15 protein-coding genes are annotated in these 19,365 nt (G+C 42.6%); 9 read left to right on the plus strand and 6 right to left on the minus strand.

Features of this window, described 5'->3' with window-relative positions; all coding sequences use genetic code 11:
• Window positions 1-107 precede the first annotated feature (107 nt).
• Entirely contained in the window at window positions 108-1,058 is a 951-nt protein-coding gene (locus ACH9UM_RS13015; RefSeq protein ID WP_004848199.1) for a hypothetical protein, read from the minus strand.
• Between the two features lie 454 nt (window positions 1,059-1,512).
• Here ACH9UM_RS13015 and ACH9UM_RS13020 point away from each other — a divergent pair, with 454 nt between their 5' ends.
• Window positions 1,513-1,755: a TIGR03905 family TSCPD domain-containing protein gene (locus ACH9UM_RS13020; RefSeq protein ID WP_004848192.1), complete on the plus strand. Its 243-nt coding sequence runs from the start codon at window positions 1,513-1,515 to the stop codon at window positions 1,753-1,755.
• Window positions 1,756-1,845: 90 nt separating this feature from the next.
• The gene (locus ACH9UM_RS13025; RefSeq protein ID WP_004848190.1) at window positions 1,846-2,949 is read left to right on the plus strand and encodes a histidinol-phosphate transaminase; all 1,104 of its coding nucleotides are present in this window, start codon (window positions 1,846-1,848) and stop codon (window positions 2,947-2,949) included.
• A gap of 55 nt (window positions 2,950-3,004) precedes the next feature.
• On the opposite strand, the gene ACH9UM_RS13030 is transcribed toward ACH9UM_RS13025, so the two are convergent.
• Window positions 3,005-3,712, minus strand: coding sequence for a DUF4230 domain-containing protein (locus tag ACH9UM_RS13030; protein ID WP_004848189.1), 708 nt, complete (start codon window positions 3,710-3,712; stop codon window positions 3,005-3,007).
• A gap of 269 nt (window positions 3,713-3,981) precedes the next feature.
• Between ACH9UM_RS13030 and ACH9UM_RS13035 the strand changes: the two genes are divergently transcribed.
• The 4 genes from ACH9UM_RS13035 (at window position 3,982) to ACH9UM_RS13050 (ending at window position 9,746) form a co-directional block, all read left to right on the plus strand.
• Window positions 3,982-5,298 carry an IS30 family transposase gene (locus tag ACH9UM_RS13035; protein ID WP_004845211.1) on the plus strand — a complete coding sequence of 439 codons (1,317 nt, stop codon included), beginning with the start codon at window positions 3,982-3,984 and terminating at the stop codon, window positions 5,296-5,298.
• A gap of 426 nt (window positions 5,299-5,724) precedes the next feature.
• Complete coding sequence (locus ACH9UM_RS13040) at window positions 5,725-8,331, plus strand: YfhO family protein (RefSeq protein ID WP_055158699.1); 2,607 nt, start codon at window positions 5,725-5,727, stop codon at window positions 8,329-8,331.
• 40 nt (window positions 8,332-8,371) lie between these two features.
• A complete protein-coding gene (locus ACH9UM_RS13045; RefSeq protein WP_009242531.1) occupies window positions 8,372-8,818 on the plus strand; it encodes a GtrA family protein in 447 nt (148 codons plus the stop codon).
• Window positions 8,802-9,746 (plus strand): glycosyltransferase family 2 protein, encoded by a 945-nt coding sequence (locus ACH9UM_RS13050; RefSeq protein ID WP_004845996.1) that lies wholly within the window; start codon window positions 8,802-8,804, stop codon window positions 9,744-9,746. Before ACH9UM_RS13045 ends, ACH9UM_RS13050 begins: the two co-directional genes overlap by 17 nt.
• 11 nt (window positions 9,747-9,757) lie before the next feature.
• On the opposite strand, the gene ACH9UM_RS13055 is transcribed toward ACH9UM_RS13050, so the two are convergent.
• The 3 genes from ACH9UM_RS13055 to ACH9UM_RS13065 all read right to left on the minus strand — a co-directional run bounded on the left by ACH9UM_RS13055 (window position 9,758) and on the right by ACH9UM_RS13065 (window position 13,969).
• Complete coding sequence (locus tag ACH9UM_RS13055) at window positions 9,758-11,656, minus strand: ABC transporter ATP-binding protein (RefSeq protein ID WP_227077118.1); 1,899 nt, start codon at window positions 11,654-11,656, stop codon at window positions 9,758-9,760.
• The gene (locus tag ACH9UM_RS13060) at window positions 11,649-13,382 is read right to left on the minus strand and encodes an ABC transporter ATP-binding protein (RefSeq protein ID WP_022003285.1); all 1,734 of its coding nucleotides are present in this window, start codon (window positions 13,380-13,382) and stop codon (window positions 11,649-11,651) included. The genes ACH9UM_RS13055 and ACH9UM_RS13060 overlap by 8 nt, the downstream gene beginning before the upstream one ends.
• A gap of 104 nt (window positions 13,383-13,486) precedes the next feature.
• Window positions 13,487-13,969, minus strand: coding sequence for a MarR family winged helix-turn-helix transcriptional regulator (locus tag ACH9UM_RS13065; protein WP_004845993.1), 483 nt, complete (start codon window positions 13,967-13,969; stop codon window positions 13,487-13,489).
• Window positions 13,970-14,275: 306 nt separating this feature from the next.
• Between ACH9UM_RS13065 and ACH9UM_RS13070 the strand changes: the two genes are divergently transcribed.
• The 3 genes from ACH9UM_RS13070 (at window position 14,276) to ACH9UM_RS13080 (ending at window position 17,449) form a co-directional block, all read left to right on the plus strand.
• A complete protein-coding gene (locus ACH9UM_RS13070) occupies window positions 14,276-15,415 on the plus strand; it encodes a glucose-1-phosphate adenylyltransferase (RefSeq protein WP_004845992.1) in 1,140 nt (379 codons plus the stop codon).
• 1 nt (window position 15,416) lies between these two features.
• Complete coding sequence (gene glgD, locus ACH9UM_RS13075) at window positions 15,417-16,532, plus strand: glucose-1-phosphate adenylyltransferase subunit GlgD (RefSeq protein ID WP_009242536.1); 1,116 nt, start codon at window positions 15,417-15,419, stop codon at window positions 16,530-16,532.
• 179 nt (window positions 16,533-16,711) lie between these two features.
• The gene (locus ACH9UM_RS13080; protein ID WP_009242537.1) at window positions 16,712-17,449 is read left to right on the plus strand and encodes a PolC-type DNA polymerase III; all 738 of its coding nucleotides are present in this window, start codon (window positions 16,712-16,714) and stop codon (window positions 17,447-17,449) included.
• Window positions 17,450-17,452: 3 nt separating this feature from the next.
• On the opposite strand, the gene ACH9UM_RS13085 is transcribed toward ACH9UM_RS13080, so the two are convergent.
• Window positions 17,453-19,273: a DUF885 domain-containing protein gene (locus tag ACH9UM_RS13085; RefSeq protein WP_009242538.1), complete on the minus strand. Its 1,821-nt coding sequence runs from the start codon at window positions 19,271-19,273 to the stop codon at window positions 17,453-17,455.
• Window positions 19,274-19,365 lie beyond the last annotated feature (92 nt).

Consider the following 19,365-nt stretch of genomic DNA (forward strand, 5'->3'; position numbering starts at 1 on the left):
AATCCATCCTCTCTGATACTTATTTTATGATTTATCTTTTGTCTGTTTTATAGATCCGGCAGAATTACTCTCCGCCATATACTCTTATTTTAACAAATATACACTTCCTAAGCAAGAAATTCCTCCAGTATTTGCCGTATCGTCTCCTCTCTGATCTGCGGATGCCCGCTGTCCGGTTCGTGTTCTCCCCCTCCTCTGCCGACATTTTGACTGAGCTTTTCCGCTTTCTTTCTCTCTTGCGGCTCGCCTTCGATATTAATAGGAAGCCGTTTCTCTACCATACTGCTCCCTGTCTCATCTAAAATCTCTCTGACTGCCTGCGCCCGCCATTGTTCATACTCCGTCTCCTGCATTGTTGCGGCGCCTTTTGCGTTTTCCTTTCTATCTGCCCTGTTCTCCTGCACCGGTACTGTACCGGCAGACGCTCCTTCTTTCTTATCGTCCGCCCCGGCAAATGTTTTTTGTTCTTTTACTTTTCCACCTCCATTTACATTTTCTGACGGGATTACGTCAATAAATTCTTTTTCTTTCCTGTTCTGTCTTCTTACCCTGACAGCGCATACATTTTCCAAATAATCGACCATATACATTTTAATCGCTTTTATCTTATACGGCTCGTCCGACATACGAATGATCACCATAAGAAGCACCGCTTCCGCCGCCCCGCCTGCTATGTACTGATAAACCGTTTCCGTAAGTCCGCCTTCCATGTAAGAAAGCGCCGCGCCGATCACCGCTAAAATACCGACAAACCAAACAGACAACAGCTCGATCTGACGCCATGTGTGTATCCGAAACAAAAATCCTCTGTATTCATAGATATATTTTTCTACAAATACACCGACATTTTCCACAGACTCATGCGCCATACAGGCATGTTCGTATTTTGCCTTTACAAGTTTCATCAGCTTATGCGTACTTTTCGGCATATTTCCAGCCGCTTTTATCAATCTGTACAAGGTCATCCGGTTTACGATCTTTGCCAGCACCCCAAGTATCCCGACTGCCGCCATCACATACATGACCGATCCGGAACTTACCATCATTGTCTCAAGCATAACAAGCCCTCCTGTTTTTTTATCTTTCACACGCCCCGTCTGTCAACGTCCGCTTGTGTTTGTAGCCATTATAAGGCAGGATTTCTGTCTTGTCCGCAAAAACCGTTCTACATTTTTCTACACCGCGCAGCCTTTTCTTTTGTAGGTTTCCCGATTTTCTTCTTTCTCCTTTTTTTCGTGCCGCGCATTTTTTTGCAGATCATCTCATACTGTTTTAGATATACTTTTTATTTTTCCTCTCAACTGCAAGCATCCTCTCTCTCTGACTGTAATATGTATAAATACGTCTCCCTTGTTTTTCTCTTTCTTCCTTTCTGTTCCCGTTCGATTTTCAACCGACTGCACTCATGTCGACTTTTCTCGAAAACAGACGCACAAAATTTGTATTTTCTTCCTCTGTTTGTTATAATTCCTTTTATAAAAATGAAGAAATCTGTTTTCAGGAGGTAAAATCATGGAATACAAACCAAAGGGCGTCTGCTCACGTCTTATTCATTTTGACATCGTGGACAATAAAGTAAGAAACGTATCTTTTGTCGGAGGATGCAGCGGGAATCTTCAGGGAATTTCTCACCTCATCGAAGGTATGGATGTAGATGAGGCGATCTCGCGCATTGAAGGCATCCGGTGCGGATTCAAACCGACCTCTTGTCCGGATCAGCTTGCCATTGCATTAAAAGAAGCTCGAAACGCTTAATAAGATGCCCGGCAAGACAAACGCTTTATTTTTTGCACGTTAATATTTTACTGTTATTATTACTTTTTTAATCATCAGGAAGGAAATGCTATGAATACAAAACCTGTTTTCCACGGAAGCGATATCGAAAAAATATGTGAATACTATCATCTTAATCAGGAGGATATCGTCAACTTCGGCGCAAATGTAAATCCTATCGGTATCTCCACCCATGTAAAACAGGTTCTTGCATCCCATTTGGATCTTCTTTCCTCTTATCCCGACCGTGACTATCAATCTCTTCGGAATACCGTTTCAGAATACTGCGGCGTTCCCGCAGACTACGTACTGCCCGGGAACGGCTCGAGTGAACTTATCTCTCTTTTAATCGAAACACGCGCCCCAAAGCGCACCCTTCTCCTTGGACCAACCTATTCGGAATACTCCAGAGAGTTGTCACTTTCAAATAGCAAATGCAACGAGTTTCTTTTAAAAGAAACTGATGAGTTTATTTTAAATGTAGATTTTCTCTGTCAGTCGCTCCTTGCCGGAAGTTATGATTTTCTTATCATATGTAATCCGAACAATCCTACGTCATCTGCCATTCTCCGATCTGATATGGAACGTCTTCTTACATTTTGCGAACAGCATGACATCTTTGTCATGATAGATGAGACTTATGTTGAATTTGCCCCTGTTATCGAAGACGTCACAGCAGTACCTTTTACGAAAACATTCAAAAATCTAATGGTTTTACGAGGCGTGTCAAAATTTTTTGCAGCGCCCGGAGTCCGCTTAGGTTATGGTATCACGGGTAACATGCCGTTTTTAAAAGCAATGAAAGAAAAGCAGATTCCCTGGTCTTTGAACAGCCTCGGCGCTTTTGCCGGAGAACTCATGCTGAAAGACGAAGAATATATCAGACAGACCCGCCGTCTCATTCTTTCCGAACGGGAAAAAATGTACTCTGCTTTAAAAGAGCAGCCTGCTTATAAAACATATAAGCCATACGCTAACTTTCTGCTTGTAAAACTTCTCCAAAAAGAAACGACCGCCTTTGACGTATTTACTCACTGCGTCAAAAACGGTCTTATGATCCGCGATTGTTCTTCCTTCAAAAGTTTAGACGGAGAATTTATCCGGTTTTGTGTTATGGACAGCAAAGACAATCAACGTCTTCTCGACGAACTCTCTTTCCTATGCCGTCAAAAATAATATAAAATAAAATATGGCGATTGCAGCGGCTATGATCCCGAGTACAAGCAAGATTTTATTTTTCATTTGTATTCCCTCCTTCTCCTCCTTCAAATGTGATTTTATAATCATCTAAATCATATGCCTGAGCAAAGTATCCTTTCAGGATCGTCTTTGCATTACTTCTTGCATTCTCATAAAGCCCGTTTGCCACCGCGTCTTTTTCGGCCTGTTCTTTTAGTTTGGCAAACGCCGCGTTATTCTCTTCCAGACGGATCTGATTGAAAATGCTTTCCTTCTCATGATATACACGAAACGAATCTTCATCAACCTGCGAACTTAAGATTCTGACTTCAGGAAGTTTCACTTTGATAGAATCTTTTTTTACTTCATATCGAATCTCGCCAAAATCATATCCCGCCTTTACGATCACATTGTAACTATAGATATATTTACTCTGCGTAAACGGAATGTCAATACCGAACAATTTTCTTACATCTTCGGTAACATTTACTTCTGTGCAATTTGCCTCCTGTGTCGCCAACTCCCCGATATCTTCAAACCCAAGTTTGGTCGTCTGGCTTTCATGAGTAATATAGCGTTTCATACCGATCGCTCCCGCGCCTCCCGCAAGCGCGATAATCGCTATAATAATAAGTATCTTTTGAATTTTCCACGGAATCTTAATTTTGAGTTTCCTATTTTGTTTCTTTATTTCTCTTTTAATTTCCTTTTTCAATTCTTCTCTTGTATCTTTTTCCTCTTCACTATATCTTTTGTCCATACATTCTCCCTTCACACACCCGTACTGTCTGCAGCGGATACAATCTTACACATACTGTTTTTTATGCAGATTTCCTGTTCTTTACCGGATATCTGCTCTCCTTGATTATACCAGATTTCTTTCGCCTTTGCTCCGCTATTTTGCAGAATATGACTGCAGCCTTAAATGAAAAACTAAATTCCACCATCATGCTGAATTTAGTCTTACTCTCTTCTTCTATATCCTATATTATTTTAGTACCTTCTATCCGCAGTAGAAAAGAGGTACTTATGTGTAAATCTATCCCTGGAAATCAAAAGCATATGACAATGGATCAGCGTATTATAATTGAAAAAAGGTTGGATCAAGGAAACTCCCTCCATAGCATTGCGCTACAGTTAGGAAAAGATCCAACCACTATCTCCAAAGAAATTAAAAAGCACCGCACTATTCAGGAACATAGCCACTTCAATGAATCAAAAAATAAATGTGCTCTAATAAAAGACTGCAAAAAAAAGAATATCTGTGAAATCTATGCTCCGATATGCAAAAGAATGTGTAAACTCTGCAACCACTGTAATTCCCATTGCGATGATTTCATTCCTCGCAGTTATCATTGTTCCAAACTAGATAAAGCTCCCTTTGTATGCAATGCTTGCAGTAAAAAAAGCGGATGCCGTTTGGATAAGGCTTATTATAGAGCCACGATTGCTCACAGGGAATATCGAACCGTTCTGATTGAATCGCGAACTGGTATCAACATTTCTCCTGAAGATTTGATAAGGCTGGATGAACTGGTTTCCCCACTGATTATGCAGGGGCAGTCCCCTTACATGATCCTACAGAATCATCCGGAGATCCCTTACTCAGAAAAAACGCTTTACAATTACATTGAATCCGGAGCTTTGAGTGTTAAAAATATCGATCTGCCTAAAAAAGTAAAATATAAGCTCCGTTCTTCCGGCTCTTCTGAATTAGTTGATAAAACAATCTATGAAGGTCGTACTTACAAAGACTTTCAGGCATTTTTAAAAGAGTTCCCGGATACAAGAGTTACTGAAATGGATACCGTTCTCGGCTGTGAAGGTTCCCACAAGGTGTTACTCACTTTCCACTTTTCCGAATGTTCTTTTATGATGGCGTATCTTCTTGACAGCAAAGAATCCGATCATATAAAAAATGTATTTGACTCCATTGAGCATGCGATTGGAACCTTTTCTTTTGCCTCTGCTTTTTCGCTGATTTTAACGGACAGAGGCGGTGAATTTCAGATTCCGGATGCATTGGAATGTGGTGAAGACAACCTGATTCGGACAAGTATTTATTATTGTGATCCGATGTGTTCCTGGCAAAAGCCGCATTGTGAAAAGAACCATGAATATATCCGAAAAATATGCCCGAAAGGAACATCCTTTGACGATTACTCGCAAAAAGAGATCAATCTGATGATGAGCCATATCAACAGTACTCCAAGACAAAGCCTTGGTGGATTGTCGCCTATGGCTCTTGCAAAAATCATGCTCCCACATGAACTTTTAAATTTTTTTGCTCTCACTGAAATACCGGCAGATGAGATCGTATTAACGCCTGCATTATTGAAAAAATAAAACCAGATAATAAAACAAATCTGCGGATAAAGGCTCCATATCACACATACCAGACAAGTGGAATTTAGTCTTACAGAGCAGATTCCAGTTGTCTCATTAGCATACATTTTTATTGCAGAAAAGCATTTATTATCTGGTTAAATTCCACTTTAAAGGATTTGACACAATTCGTCAAACCCTAAAATATCGAATTTAGTCTTCTGTATGGAATTTACTTTTACATATGGAATTTACTTATTCACTCAACCTTCGTTATATTTGCTTAATTTCCGTCAATTCATTCAATATTTTTTTAAGATTTTGTCGGTTTTTCTTAAGAATTTTTCTTTTTATTTTCCGCAATTTATTAAGACGACTATAATATCCTGTTTATGTCAGGAAATAAAGGGAATCCTGTAAATAACACTTAAAGGAGTTGCATTATATATGAAGAAACTCATTTATCCGGCAGCGCTTATTCTGCTTTTTATTATATTGACAACGACAATTCTGCCTGCCGACGCCGTCTACGGATCGAATACGGACTGGCTCTCCCAACATGCCGCTCTTGCGGAAACGATCCGTGACGCCTGCGTGGAACAGCACACGCTTCTTCCCGACTGGATCGATCTCGGAAGCGGAAGCAGCGGATATCAGTTTTCTTATTATGGATTTTTAAGACCTGATATTTTGATCGGATGTCTGTTTCCGCAAGTTCCGATGGTTTACATCCTGATCGGCTATATGCTTGCACTTTATCTCGCTTCCGTTCTTTTATGTTATATGTGGCTGCAAAGCGAGGATATTTCCCCGTTCTTTTCCTTCATCGGAAGCGTTTTATTTTTGACTGCGGGATGTCTTTTCCATATGCATCGTCAGATCATGTTTGTCAATTATCTGCCGTTTTTGATCCTTGCTTTTTTGTGCGTGAAGAAACGTAAGTTTCGCTTTCTCCCTCTTTGTATGCTTCTGATCTGCCTGCACAGCTTCTATTTTGCGATCGCCGCATTTGCCGCGATCGGCTGGTACTGGCTGAGAACGGAAAAAGAGACATTTTGGAAAGATTCGTTTTTCAAAAGATATATCCCTTCCGCCGTTCTTTCCGTATGCATGGCGGCGGCGCTCCTTCTGCCGACAGGACTTGTACTGATGGAGCACAGACGAAGCGGCGGCGGATTTTCTCTTTTGAAAATATTAGAGCTTTTCGGACCGAATATCTCTATGAACGGCATCTTGTTTAACGAATACGGACTGGGGCTTACATTGATCTGCTTTTACACGATACTTGCCGGATTAAATAAAAAAAATCCTGCCAAAAAAGAATTCTTTCCTGACAGCGTTTTATTTTTATCTTTCGGATTGTTCGGTATCTTTTCTTACATTTTAAACGGAACGCTCTACGCCAGACCGAAGATACTTATTCCGTTTCTGCCGCTGTTCATCCTGCACTGCGTACGTTACTTAAAATCAGCGCACACCGAAACAGACCGCGTTTCATCGTATCCGCTCTATCCGTTTGCCGTAATGCTTCCGCTTGGTCTGCTCTGGTTCAGTCAAGTTCAGTTTCCGTGGATTTTGATCGAACTTGGTATTCTGTTTTTATTTTGCCTGATACAAAGACGGAAACAAAACCTTATTTTGCAAATGTTTAAAAATCCCCGCATTTTTGCCCGGGTAGAATTGCTCGTCTATCTGCTCATACTGATCGCCCCGGTCGGTATGTATATTACAACTGCCAGAAAGGAAAACTGGGTAAAGAAAGCAGATGTTTCGGCAAAAGAAACTTACACAAAACTTGCGGAAATTCCGATGGATCCGCTCTATCATTTTGACAGCCTGACCGAACCGCTTGCAAACGGAAACCGCGCCCCAGAAGCGAAAATAACAAGAAGTTCTATGTATTCTTCTGTGACAAACAGCGCTTACTCCGACTTGTATTATGACGTGCTGAATACACCGATCCGAATCAATAACCGGATCGCGCTGCTTACTTCCGATAATCCGTTCATGCTTCATCTTCTTGGCGTTCGGTATATCGAGACAGAAAAAGATCATATTCCCGCCGGGTATACACCTCTGTATTCTTCGGCAAAAGACACGGTGGTCGCAGAGAATAAAAACGTGCTTCCGAATGTTTATTTTACATCGGATACAATCTCTGAAAAAGAGTTTGACCGTTTCAATCAAATCGAACAGTTGGAAGCGATTTCCCGCAAAACCATAATAGAAAACACTTCCACTGATACGGACAGCGACGTTTACCTCCCCGGAAAGTTTATCACTCCTTTTGCCCCGAAACTGTCGGCAGACGGCAAACTTCCCGATAGTTTGACTATCAAAAAGACTGCCGATAAGTATGACATAATCTCAAAATGTCAACAATCGTTGACATTTTATGTTGAAAATACAGGTTTTGGCAACATTTTGTTGCTTTCTTTCCAGGTGGATAATAAAACGATCGATCCTGTTGTCATCGACATTAACAACATACGCAATAAGCTTTCGGGACTATTTGCGCCTTACCCAAACGGAAACAATATGTTTCACTATCAGTTTTCAGCGGACAGCGACTCGGGTATGACAAAACTAAAGGTTACTTTTCCAAAGGGTCATTTCACTGTCAGCAACGTACAGTGGCATTTATGTAATAAACATATTTTCGACGACAAGAACACAATTACAAAAGCGGTCTGTGACAGCAGAACCGAACGCAGCGCCTTCCTTTCAGGCACGACTGTTTTTTCCGGAAGCATCCATGCAGAAAGCAACGGGGTTCTCGCATCTGCGATTCCGCGGCAAAACGGACTTGAGCTTTACATCGACGGCAGACGCACAGATATTATCCGCGTAAATAAAGCTTTTGCAGGAGCACATATCGAAAAGGGGACTCATAAGATCGAATTTCGATTTTCTCCTCCCGGAAAACAAATCGGCTGTATCATCAGCCTGATATCTCTGTTGTGCTATTTAAGTTACCTGATTTTTACATTTGGAGTCTTTACTTCAAGAAAAACACAAAATATTACAACGGCTCACCATAAAAACGCGCTGTAAGAAATTCACTATAATCATTATAAGAAAGAGGGAACTGACTTTGAAACGAATTTACTTAAGCAAAGAACTGCTCACTTACATCATTACCGGAGGAATCACAACCGGAGTTAATTACATGTTATACGGACTTTTTCTATTTTTTCACGTTCCGTATATTGCATCTAACAGTATCGCATGGACAGGCGCGGTTATCGCCGCCTATGTTCTGAACAGAAAATGGGTCTTTCGGTCAAACAGACGGATTCCCGAAGAGTTTTTCTCCTTTGCTGCTCTACGATTTATCACACTGCTCGTCGAAAACGTTCTGCTTTGGCTTGCCGTCGATCAATTATCACTTTCTTTGATCGGCTCAAAATTAATCGTAAGCGTCGTAACCGTGATCGGAAACTATGCGCTCTGCAAATACCGCGTTTTCAAAACTGCCGCTCATGGGCAGGATCAAAATATGATCAGAAAGGAGCTGCTGCCATATGACAATCAAAAATAATCCTGCTGACGATGTGATCAGCATTATCGTTCCGTGTTTTAATGAGGAGAGCGTTCTCCCCGCTTTTTACAGCGCGGTTTCAGACGCCGCATCCTCGATCGAAGGCGCTGTCTGCGAATTTCTTTTTATAGATGACGGAAGTTCTGACCGAACGGCAGAGATCCTTCAGCATTTTACAGAGAAAGACGAGCGTGTCCGTTTTCTTACATTTTCCAGAAACTTCGGAAAAGAAGCCGCCATGTACGCCGGACTTCAAAATGCATCGGGAGACTACTGTGTATTTATGGACGCCGATCTGCAGCATCCGCCCGCTCTGCTTAAAAACATGTATCACGCTGTCAAATACGAAGGATACGACTGCTGTGCAGGACTTAGAGAGGACCGAACCGGAGAAAATCCGATCCGCACGTTCTTATCCCGCTCTTTCTATCACTTGATCGGGAACGCATGTCATCTCGATATGGGAGACGGAAAAGGTGATTTCCGAATGATGAACAGAGCTATGACGGACTCTATTTTGGAACTCAAAGAATACAACCGCTATATGAAAGGGATCTTCTCTTTCGTTGGATTTGATACAAAATGGATTCCGTTTCACAACACTGAGCGCGCCGCAGGAAAAACAAAATGGAATTTCCGCTCTCTGTTCCGCTATGCAATGGACGGAATGTTATCATTTTCTTCCGCCCCCGCTTCCCTGCCCGGCTTCATCGGCATGTTTCTCCTGATCGCCGCCGTTGTCACAGGACTTGTTTCCGTTTTCACCGGACATAAAGCAAACTGGATCCTTCTGCTTGTCTGCCTGATCCTCGCGTTGAACGGCATACAGATGATCTTCCTGTCACTGCTCGGACAATATATGTCGAAAGATTATATGGAAAGCAAGAAACGACCGATCTATATTATAAAAAAGAAAGGGGGGTTTTAACCCCTCCTTTTCTACGACAGCTCTAAGTTTCCTGTATAAAGCTGATAATACGTTCCTTTCTGTGACAGCAACTCATCATGTGTTCCACGTTCGATAATACGTCCGTGTTCCAGCACCATGATCGCATCGCTGTTTCGGATCGTCGAAAGTCTGTGGGCGATTACAAATACTGTACGCCCTTTCATAAGGTTATCCATACCTTTTTGAACGATACTTTCTGTTCTTGTGTCAATAGACGATGTCGCTTCATCCAGGATCAGTACCGGCGGATCGGCAATGGCAGCTCTTGCGATCGCAAGAAGCTGACGCTGTCCTTGAGACAGTTCTTCTCCGTCTCCGCTCAAGCGCGTCTCATAACCTTTCGGAAGCATTCTGATGAATCCGTCTGCATGAGCCAGCTCTGCTGCCTTATAAACTTCCTCATCTGTCGCATCCAGTTTCCCGTAACGAATGTTTTCCATAATCGTTCCTGTAAACAAATGTGTATCTTGAAGAACGATACCAAGCGATCTTCGCAGATCAGCCTTTTTAATCTTGTTTATATTAATATCATCATAACGGATCTTTCCGTCCTGAACATCATAGAAACGATTGATCAGGTTTGTGATCGTTGTCTTTCCCGCTCCCGTCGAACCGACAAAAGCAAGTTTTTGTCCCGGCTTCGCGTACAGAGTCAGATCATGAAGCACCATGTGGTCTTCCGTATATCCGAACGTCATATCATAAAATCTCACGTCGCCTTTCAGCTCCGTATATGTCACTGTGCCGTCTGCCTGATGCGGATGTTTCCATGCCCACAAGCCTGTTCTTTCTTTACACTCCGTAAGATTTCCCTGTGCATCCTTCTTTGCGTTTACAAGAGTAACATATCCTTCGTCTACTTCCGGCTCTTCATCCATCATATTAAAAATACGTTCCGCACCTGCAAGAGCCATGATGATTGAGTTAAACTGCTGGGCAATCTGCATAAACGGCTGAGTAAAGCTCTTCGTAAACTGAAGATAAGACGCCATCACGCCAAGCGTAATGTTTCCGATGCCGAGTACCGAAAGCGCGCCGCCCAGTACAGCAGTCAAAACGAACTGTAAGTTTCCCATATTTCCGATAACCGGACCCATGATACTTGCAAACGTATGTGCCTTTGATGAACTGACGAACAGACTTTCATTCAGCTGATCGAATTCTTCTTCCGAAATCCGTTCATGGTTAAATACTTTCACGACCCGCTGTCCCGTCATACGCTCTTCCACAAATCCCGTGATACTTGCCAGATCAAGCTGCTGCCGTACAAAGTATTTTCCGCTGTTTCCTCCGACCATTCTCGCAACAGCCGTCATCACCCCGATCATCACAACGGCGAGAACTGTCAGGATCGGACTTAAAACAAGCATCGCAATAAATGTGACTACGATCGTAAGAGCCGACATAAGCACCTGCGGGATCGACTGATTGATCATCTGACGAAGCGTATCCGTATCGTTTGTATAAAGGCTCATGATCGAACCGTTTGTATTCCGGTCAAAATAACGGATCGGCAGTTTCTGCATATGTTCAAACATCTCGTCGCGGACACGTTTCAGCACGCCCTGCCCGATCACGACCATAAGTCTCGTGTAAATGAAGGAGGCAATTACGCCGCTCAAGAAAATACATGCCAATATACCAAGCGCCTGATACAGTTCTGTGTAATCCGGACTTTTTTGCCCGATCAGCGGGATAATATAATCATCCAGCAGAAACTTCAGCGACAATGAGACCGAGATCGTCGCAATCGAACTGACAAGAATACAGATCAGTACGATAATAAACTGTACTTTATATGTTTTCGTCACATATCCGAGTAGACGTTTTGCTGTTTTTAATGTATTTTTATTCAACGACGGTTTTGTCGGTTTCTTTTCTTTACTCACTGTCCTTTCCTCCTTTCATCTGTGATTCATATACTTCCCTGTAAATCGCATTCGTTTTCAGCAATTCCTCCGATGTTCCGATTCCGCTGATCTCTCCTTTGTCCATTACGATAATAACATCCGCATCCTCTACCGAAGAAACTCTCTGCGCAATGATGATCCGTGTCGTATCCGGAATCTCTTCTCTGAAAGCCTGACGAATCAGCGCGTCTGTTTTCGTATCTACCGCGCTTGTCGAGTCGTCCAGAATAAGGATCTTCGGCTTTTTCAAAAGCGCCCTTGCAATACAAAGTCTCTGCTTCTGACCGCCTGACACATTATTTCCGCCTTCTACGATCATCGTCTCATATTGATTCGGAAACTCTCTGATAAATCCGTCCGCCTGCGCCAGCTTACATACGCGTTCTACTTCCGCATCACTTGCAGTTTCATCACCCCAACGGATGTTCTCATAGATACTTCCTGTAAAAAGTACATTTTTCTGAAGAACGACAGACACCTGATCCCGCAAAGCTTTCAAATTATAATCCCGCACGTCTGTTCCGCCGACTTTCACTGTTCCCGACGTCACATCATACAGTCTCGGGATCAACTGCACGAGCGTTGACTTAGCGCTTCCCGTACCGCCGATGATTCCGACGATCTGACCGCTCTTTATATGAAGGTTTACATCTTTCAACGAAAGATTGCCTCCCTCTCCCGCATAACTGAAGTTCACATGTTCAAATTCGATATCTCCGTTTGTAACTTCCGTAACTGCATCCGCTTTGTCTTCCATTTCCGGTACTTCATCCAAAACTTCGTTGATACGTTCCGTAGACGCTTCCGCGATCATGATCATAACGAATACAAACGACACCATCATAAGAGACGTCAGTATCTGAAGTGCATAGACGATCACACTTGTCAGCTCTCCTGTAAGCATATCTCCGCTTATGATACTTTCGCCGCCGATCAGCACCATTGCAAGAACGACTATATACATAGTAAACTGCATCGTCGGAGAGTTCCAGGCAACGATTTTCTCTGCTTTTGTAAAAAGCCGGAATACAATACCCGAGATCTTTCCGAATTTTTCAACTTCATGGTCTTCCCGAACGTACGCTTTCACGACGCGGGCTGCGTTGACGTTTTCCTGAACGACATTATTCAATTCGTCATATTCGTCAAACACCTTGATAAAATGCGGGTGCGCTTTCTTTGCGATAAAGATCAAAAGTCCTCCCAAAACCGGAATCGTGATCAACATCATAAATGCGATCGCAGGACTGATCGTCACCGTCATGATCAGGGACATCACGATCATGATCGGCGCTCTTGCGAGCAGACGGATCGTAAACATATACGCCATCTGTACATTCGTAATGTCGGTCGTCAGTCTTGTCACAAGACCCGGCGTTGAAAAATGATCGATATTACCGAATGAAAAATCTTGTATTTTATAAAAAATATCATGTCTTAAATTTTTAGCATATCCCGAAGACGCTACCGCCGCAAGCTGACCTGCCTTCGCTCCGAAAAAAAGCGCCACGACCGCAAGCAGTACGAGCAAAGCGCCCAGCTTTATGATATATGCCATATCTCCGTTCATGATCCCCACATCAATAATCTTCGCCATCAAAAGCGGAATGAGAACTTCCACAAACACTTCCGCGGCTACAAGAACAGGTGTCAGAAACGATTGTTTCTTATACTCGCGCACTGAGCGCAGTAATTTTTTATCCATCTTTTCTATTAGCTCCTCTCTCTACTATTGATTTTTGTTTACATGCTGCTTTCTTTCCCCCGAACTGTTTCCCTCCCGGCACAGTTTCCTTTGATCGGCTTTGATCACACTGCGCCGGCTGCCGCCGTCTTTTGTTTTTCGGTACAGCATTTTTCATCTTCAAACAAATTGGCGGAAATCAGTTCCAGCGTTTCTATACAAACCGCCATTTTTTCATCAGGTATCCCCTGACGGATGATTTTTTCCGTACGATCAATGTTCATCAATACATGTTCTCTGACTTTTTCCGCTTTCTCTGTCGGCACGATCTTTTTCAGCCGCGCATCCCGGTCTTCTGCTTTCCGCAAAATAAATCCGTTTTTTTCTAAAAGCTGTAAGATTCCCGTCGCTGTGGATCTCCGGATCTGAAATTCCGCCTCAACATCCTTCTGGTAAATATCCCTGCTCATTGACTGAAGCAATATGTAATGAAGTACATGCCTTTGCATATTTGTCAAAGAATCCTCTTCCTCATGACAATTCATTCTCCGCTTCAGTTGATGCGAGATCCGATTGATGATCTTTCCTACGTCACACCGCTCTTCCATAATCCATCCTCTTCTCTTTCTGATTTCCGTATCCGCATTTTTCGTATTGACTTTTCCTTTTTTACGAAGTCGTTTGACCTCTGTATTATGCACAAAATTATAATAGTTCGGGTGCTAACAATATAGTATATGTAGCAAAATTTTTAATGTCAATCCTTTTTTCTGTATTATTTTTCAATTTTCTGTATTATTTTATAATTTATACTATTTTGACGAATTTTTTACTATTTCGCACAATAAAGTATGGCATTTTCACGAATAGAATTGTATAATAAAGGGGAGTAAATTATAAGGGAGGACTCAAGCATGAAACAAAATAATATGTTAGCCATGATCTTGGCCGGTGGACGCGGTTCCCGTCTTCATGACCTGACCCAGAAAGTCGCCAAACCGGCTGTTTCATACGGCGGAAAATATCGGATTATTGATTTTCCACTCAGCAACTGTGCCAACAGCGGAATCGACGTTGTAGGCGTATTGACTCAGTACGAATCCATTCTTCTCAACAGCTATGTAGCTGCCGGAAGACGTTGGGGATTGGACGCGAAAGACAGCGGCGTCTATGTACTCCCGCCCCGTGAAAAATCAGATGCCAATCTTGATGTTTACCGTGGAACTGCCGATGCGATTTCACAAAACATAGACTTTATCGACACGTATTCTCCGGAATATCTTCTTATTCTCTCCGGCGACCATATTTACAAAATGAACTATGCAAGGATGCTCGCATTCCACAAAGAGAGTAAAGCCGACGCGACAATCGCAGTCATTGAAGTTCCGATGAAAGAAGCGAGCCGATTCGGTATCATGAACACCGATGAAACAGGACGCATCGTAGAATTTGAAGAGAAGCCGGAACACCCGAAGAGCAATCTTGCTTCCATGGGTATCTATATCTTCAACTGGAAACTGCTTCGCAAAACGCTTCTTGCCGATATGAAGAACGCGGATTCCAGCCACGATTTCGGAAAAGACATTATCCCGGCGCTTCTCAATGACGAGAAGAAGCTCTGCGCTTACAAATATAAGGGATACTGGAAAGACGTCGGAACGATCGACTCCCTCTGGGAAGCAAACATGGATCTTCTTGACAAAAACAATGCACTTGACCTGAACGATCCGGCATGGAAGATTTACACAGAGGACGTAACGGCTCTTCCGCAGTATATCGGCGCCGACGCTGTTGTTGACCGCGCTTTTATCACACAAGGCTGCGTTGTCAACGGTAAAGTTAAAAATTCTGTCCTGTTTACAGGAGCAAAAGTTGCCGAAGGAGCACAGGTTATAGACAGTGTTCTTATGCCGGGGGCAGAAGTTGCCGAAGGAGCTGTCGTTACACGCACGCTCGTTGCAGACGGTGTCAAGATCGGTAAAAACGCCGTTGTCGGAAGCGCTGACAGCAAGAATATCGAACTTGTGGCAAAACGTGTAAAGGGGGATGAATAATATGAACAGAGCTTTTGGAATTATAAATTTTGCCGGAAATCATATTAAAGTAGACGGTCTTCAGGATTTTCGTCCTGTCGGCGCTTTCTCTTTCCTCGGACGTTACCGCATCATTGATTTTCCGATTTCTAATATGAGCAACAGCGGAATTGACAATATCGAAGTATTTATCAGAAGAAAACCTCGCTCCCTTACAGAGCACCTCGGAACAGGCCGCCATTACAACATCAACTCAAAACGCGGCAGTCTGAATATCATGTATACAGAACACGGTCAGATCGGCGACATTTACAGTACCGACATTACCGCTTATATGGAAAACATAGAGTGCCTCGAGGAGATGCCTCATGAATACGTTGTCATAGCTCCGAGTTATATGGTTTACAAAGCTGATTACAGCGAATTTCTCGACGCTCATATCGAATCCGGCGCGGACATCTCTATGATGTATCACTCGGTCGATAACGCCAAAGACGCTTTTTTGAACTGTAACGCTTTGAATATCAACAAACAAAAAGGAGTTCTTGCAATCGAACCGAATCACGGAAATGCGAAAAACCGCAACATTTCCATGGATACATATGTTATGAAAAAAGATCTCTTCATCGAACTTGTTCGCAAAGCAAGCAAAAGATCATCTATGTACACGTTTGCCGACATTCTTGATGAAGAATCCGAAAATCTTGATATTCGTGCGGTATCCCACCGTGGGTTCTTTGCGATCATTAATGATTTTAACGCATATTATCAGGCAAATATGTCTCTTGTAGACCTGAATAATGCCGGAAGTCTTTTCGACAAAGACTGGCCGATCTACACGCACACGAACGATTCCTGTCCGACTCAGTATTTTGAAGGAAGCAAGGTGACTTCTTCTGTTGTTTCCAATGGATGCCTGATCGAAGGAACAGTTGAAAATTCCATCATCGGAAGAGGATGTGTTATCAAATCCGGCGCTATTGTAAAGAATTGTATCATATCTGCCGATGTTGTTATCGGAAAAGGCGTTCATGCGGAAAATCTCGTCGTAGATAAACATGCGCGTCTCATCCGCGGAAAACGTATCATCGCCGCTCCTGAAAAACCGGGATATGTAAAACGAGGCGATAAACTTTAAGTTTTAAAATAAATGAATGTAAACCTTCAAGATTTTCCCTCTTGATTATTCAGGGAGTACATGGTCGAACATGCGTCATGTACTCCCTGCCCCTTTTTCTGGATTTTCTCCATTTTTTCCTGTATAATGATCTGTATCTGAAACTGCTTACATACACCCGAAAAGGAGTACGAACTATAATGTTAAAATCTTATATCGCCTTCGATCTTGAAACAACAGGGTTAGATCCGATGAACAATGAAATTATAGAAATAGGCGCTTTAAAAGTCAGAGACGGAAAAGTCAGCGAACGCTTTATGGAATTTATCAAACCGCAGGAACTCATTTCGCCCGCCATCACAGGCCTAACCGGTATATCAAACGATATGGTCGCATCTGCTCGTCCCGCCCGTTCTGTTATCACAGACTTTATTGATTTTTGCGAAGAAGATATTCTCATAGGTCACAACATCATCTTTGATTACAGTTTTACAAAGTGTACGGCTGCCCGTGAAGGACTTCCGTTTGAAAAAATGGGGATCGATACTTTAAAAATCGCCAAAAAAGTGCATCCCGAACTAGAATCCAAAAGCCTTAGCGCTTTATGCGAACATTATAAAATAGAAAATAAGGCAGCCCACCGCGCTTATTTTGACGCGCTTGCAACTGCCAAATTATATCAGACGCTCTCCCATTATTTTGAACCTGACAATCCAAAGACGTTCAAACCGTCGCAGCTTACATATAAGATCAGGAAGCCTCAGCCTGCCACACCAAAACAGCTTGCTCTTCTTGAACGTCTGACAAAAAATAAAAAAACGTTTTCTCATAATACAGAAGCGTTCTCTTGCAATGCAGAAGCGCTCTCTTATAATCCGGAAACGCTTTCACGAAGCGATGCTTCCAGGCTGATCGACAGATTACTGAAAGGGAATTGATTCTTACATTTTCCACATATAATCTTCAACTATTTCAAACGGCGCAGGTCCGATTTTCAGCACAGCCGAATGAAATTCCTTTTGTAAGAAATCTTTTCCTTTCTCGTCAACCCACATTTTCTTTAATTCAAGGAATTCTACATACCCGATATAGTATTTCAGATAGTTGGCAGGCGAACCGAGGATCAGCTTATAGATTTCGCCGACTGCATCTTTATCTGTAATCCCGTAGTTTTTAAAAAATGCTTCCGTATCTTCGACGCTCCACCCGTCATAATGGATTCCGATATCCGCAAGGGCATAAAGCGCCAGTATGATAGAGGCGTTTTTCTGTAAAAGGGTCGCCTGCTCTTTGGAAAGCCCCATCAGATAATAACTGCCCATTTCCGCATAAGTCGCCCATCCTTCCACATATCCGCCGAAATCAAGAAGACTTCTGATTGGATCAGGATGCGTACTTTCATAATAAATCGTCTGATAAAGATGTCCCGGATATCCTTCATGAGCAAGTGTCGTAAAAAGCGTCATATCGTTTCCCATGCGCGCCCTGTTAATATAGATCACGTTTTGCTGTGAATTATCGATCGCGGGTATCATGTAAAACGCAGGACTTAGATGTTCCTCCATTGCCTCCGGAACATACTTTACTTCCAGCTTTGTCTGAGGCGGTTCCGGAAACGCAGTTTTCGATCCTTCTTTTAACTGTTCCAATATCTGCTCTGCCTTTTTATCTGTGATCACCGCCGCAGCTTCCTTAGCTTCCTTTGTTGTCAGACCGAGCACTTGCTCCATCGCCGTAAGATCTTCGTTTATCTGTCTGCGTGTCAAATCTTTTAGTTCCTCTACCGAACGTCTTGAACCGGTTGACTGCCGGGCAAGAAGTTCGTAATATTCCTTCCCCTTCGGAAAATATACAAGACCTTTTTCATTTTTACCCGATCCTTTGAGCTGTTCCAGTTCCTCCGTCATACGCTCATACGCAGGAAACACATAATCGGATATTGCAAGTGCATTTTCCTGTATATAGTCACTTTTTTCTTTCTCTGTCAATGTATTTAATTCCATCACTCGATCTGCAAACGTCGAATACAAGTAATTTCCGTTCCCCATTTCCAAAAAGGCGCGGCACTGCCCGATCACTGTTTCCACCGCCTGATCCGGCATGAACAAACCCATCTCTGCCTTTTTCTTTTCAAATATCATGATCTCTTCAAAATATTCTTCCGTCTGTCTTACAAGCGCCAGATATACTTCCACATCTTCCTTATCATAAAAACGATATTCTGATAAAACTACCGGAAGCTGTGTCTGCACTCCGCTTACAAGCCCGAGCGGTTCTTCATACATTGTATAATCCGCGCTCTTTTTCATCAGCTTTAACCGATAATTTAAAATGTCATATGTAATCTTATTTTGTACGTTAAGATCATCATAGTTGAATCCAAGAAGAGCCTGACGCATATTTTCCGCCGCCGCCTTGACTGCTTCCGGCTCTCTTTCAAACTGACCGAATGTAGCGTCAGTTGCTTCAATCCCATATTTTTCCGGCGCTTTAAGCGTATAATGCAGACTCACTGTATTTGCCGACACTTCTTTGCAGAATAGTTCCGCCGTGTATTCTTCAAATCTTGCATCTTCACTTTGCCTTTTTCCTGCGCTTTTCGCACCTTTTGCTCCCTGCTTACTCTCCATTGAGCATCCGCCCACTGACGCCACAGAAAATACAAGTATTATAACGAGCAAAAGATTCAAAATTTTGAAATATATTCGTTTCTTTTGATTATTATTTACTTTCTCTTTGCCGTTACATTTCCATATCGGCATAATAACCCCCGAATCTTCTTTTACTGCATCCTATGTTATATCCGGCCTTAATATACATTGCTTTTTCTTATTTTAGGAATGGATCTTCCTGC

The sequence above is a fragment of the Mediterraneibacter torques genome (assembly GCF_044591705.1).
In the GTDB taxonomy this organism is placed as follows: Bacteria; Bacillota; Clostridia; order Lachnospirales; family Lachnospiraceae; genus Mediterraneibacter; species Mediterraneibacter torques.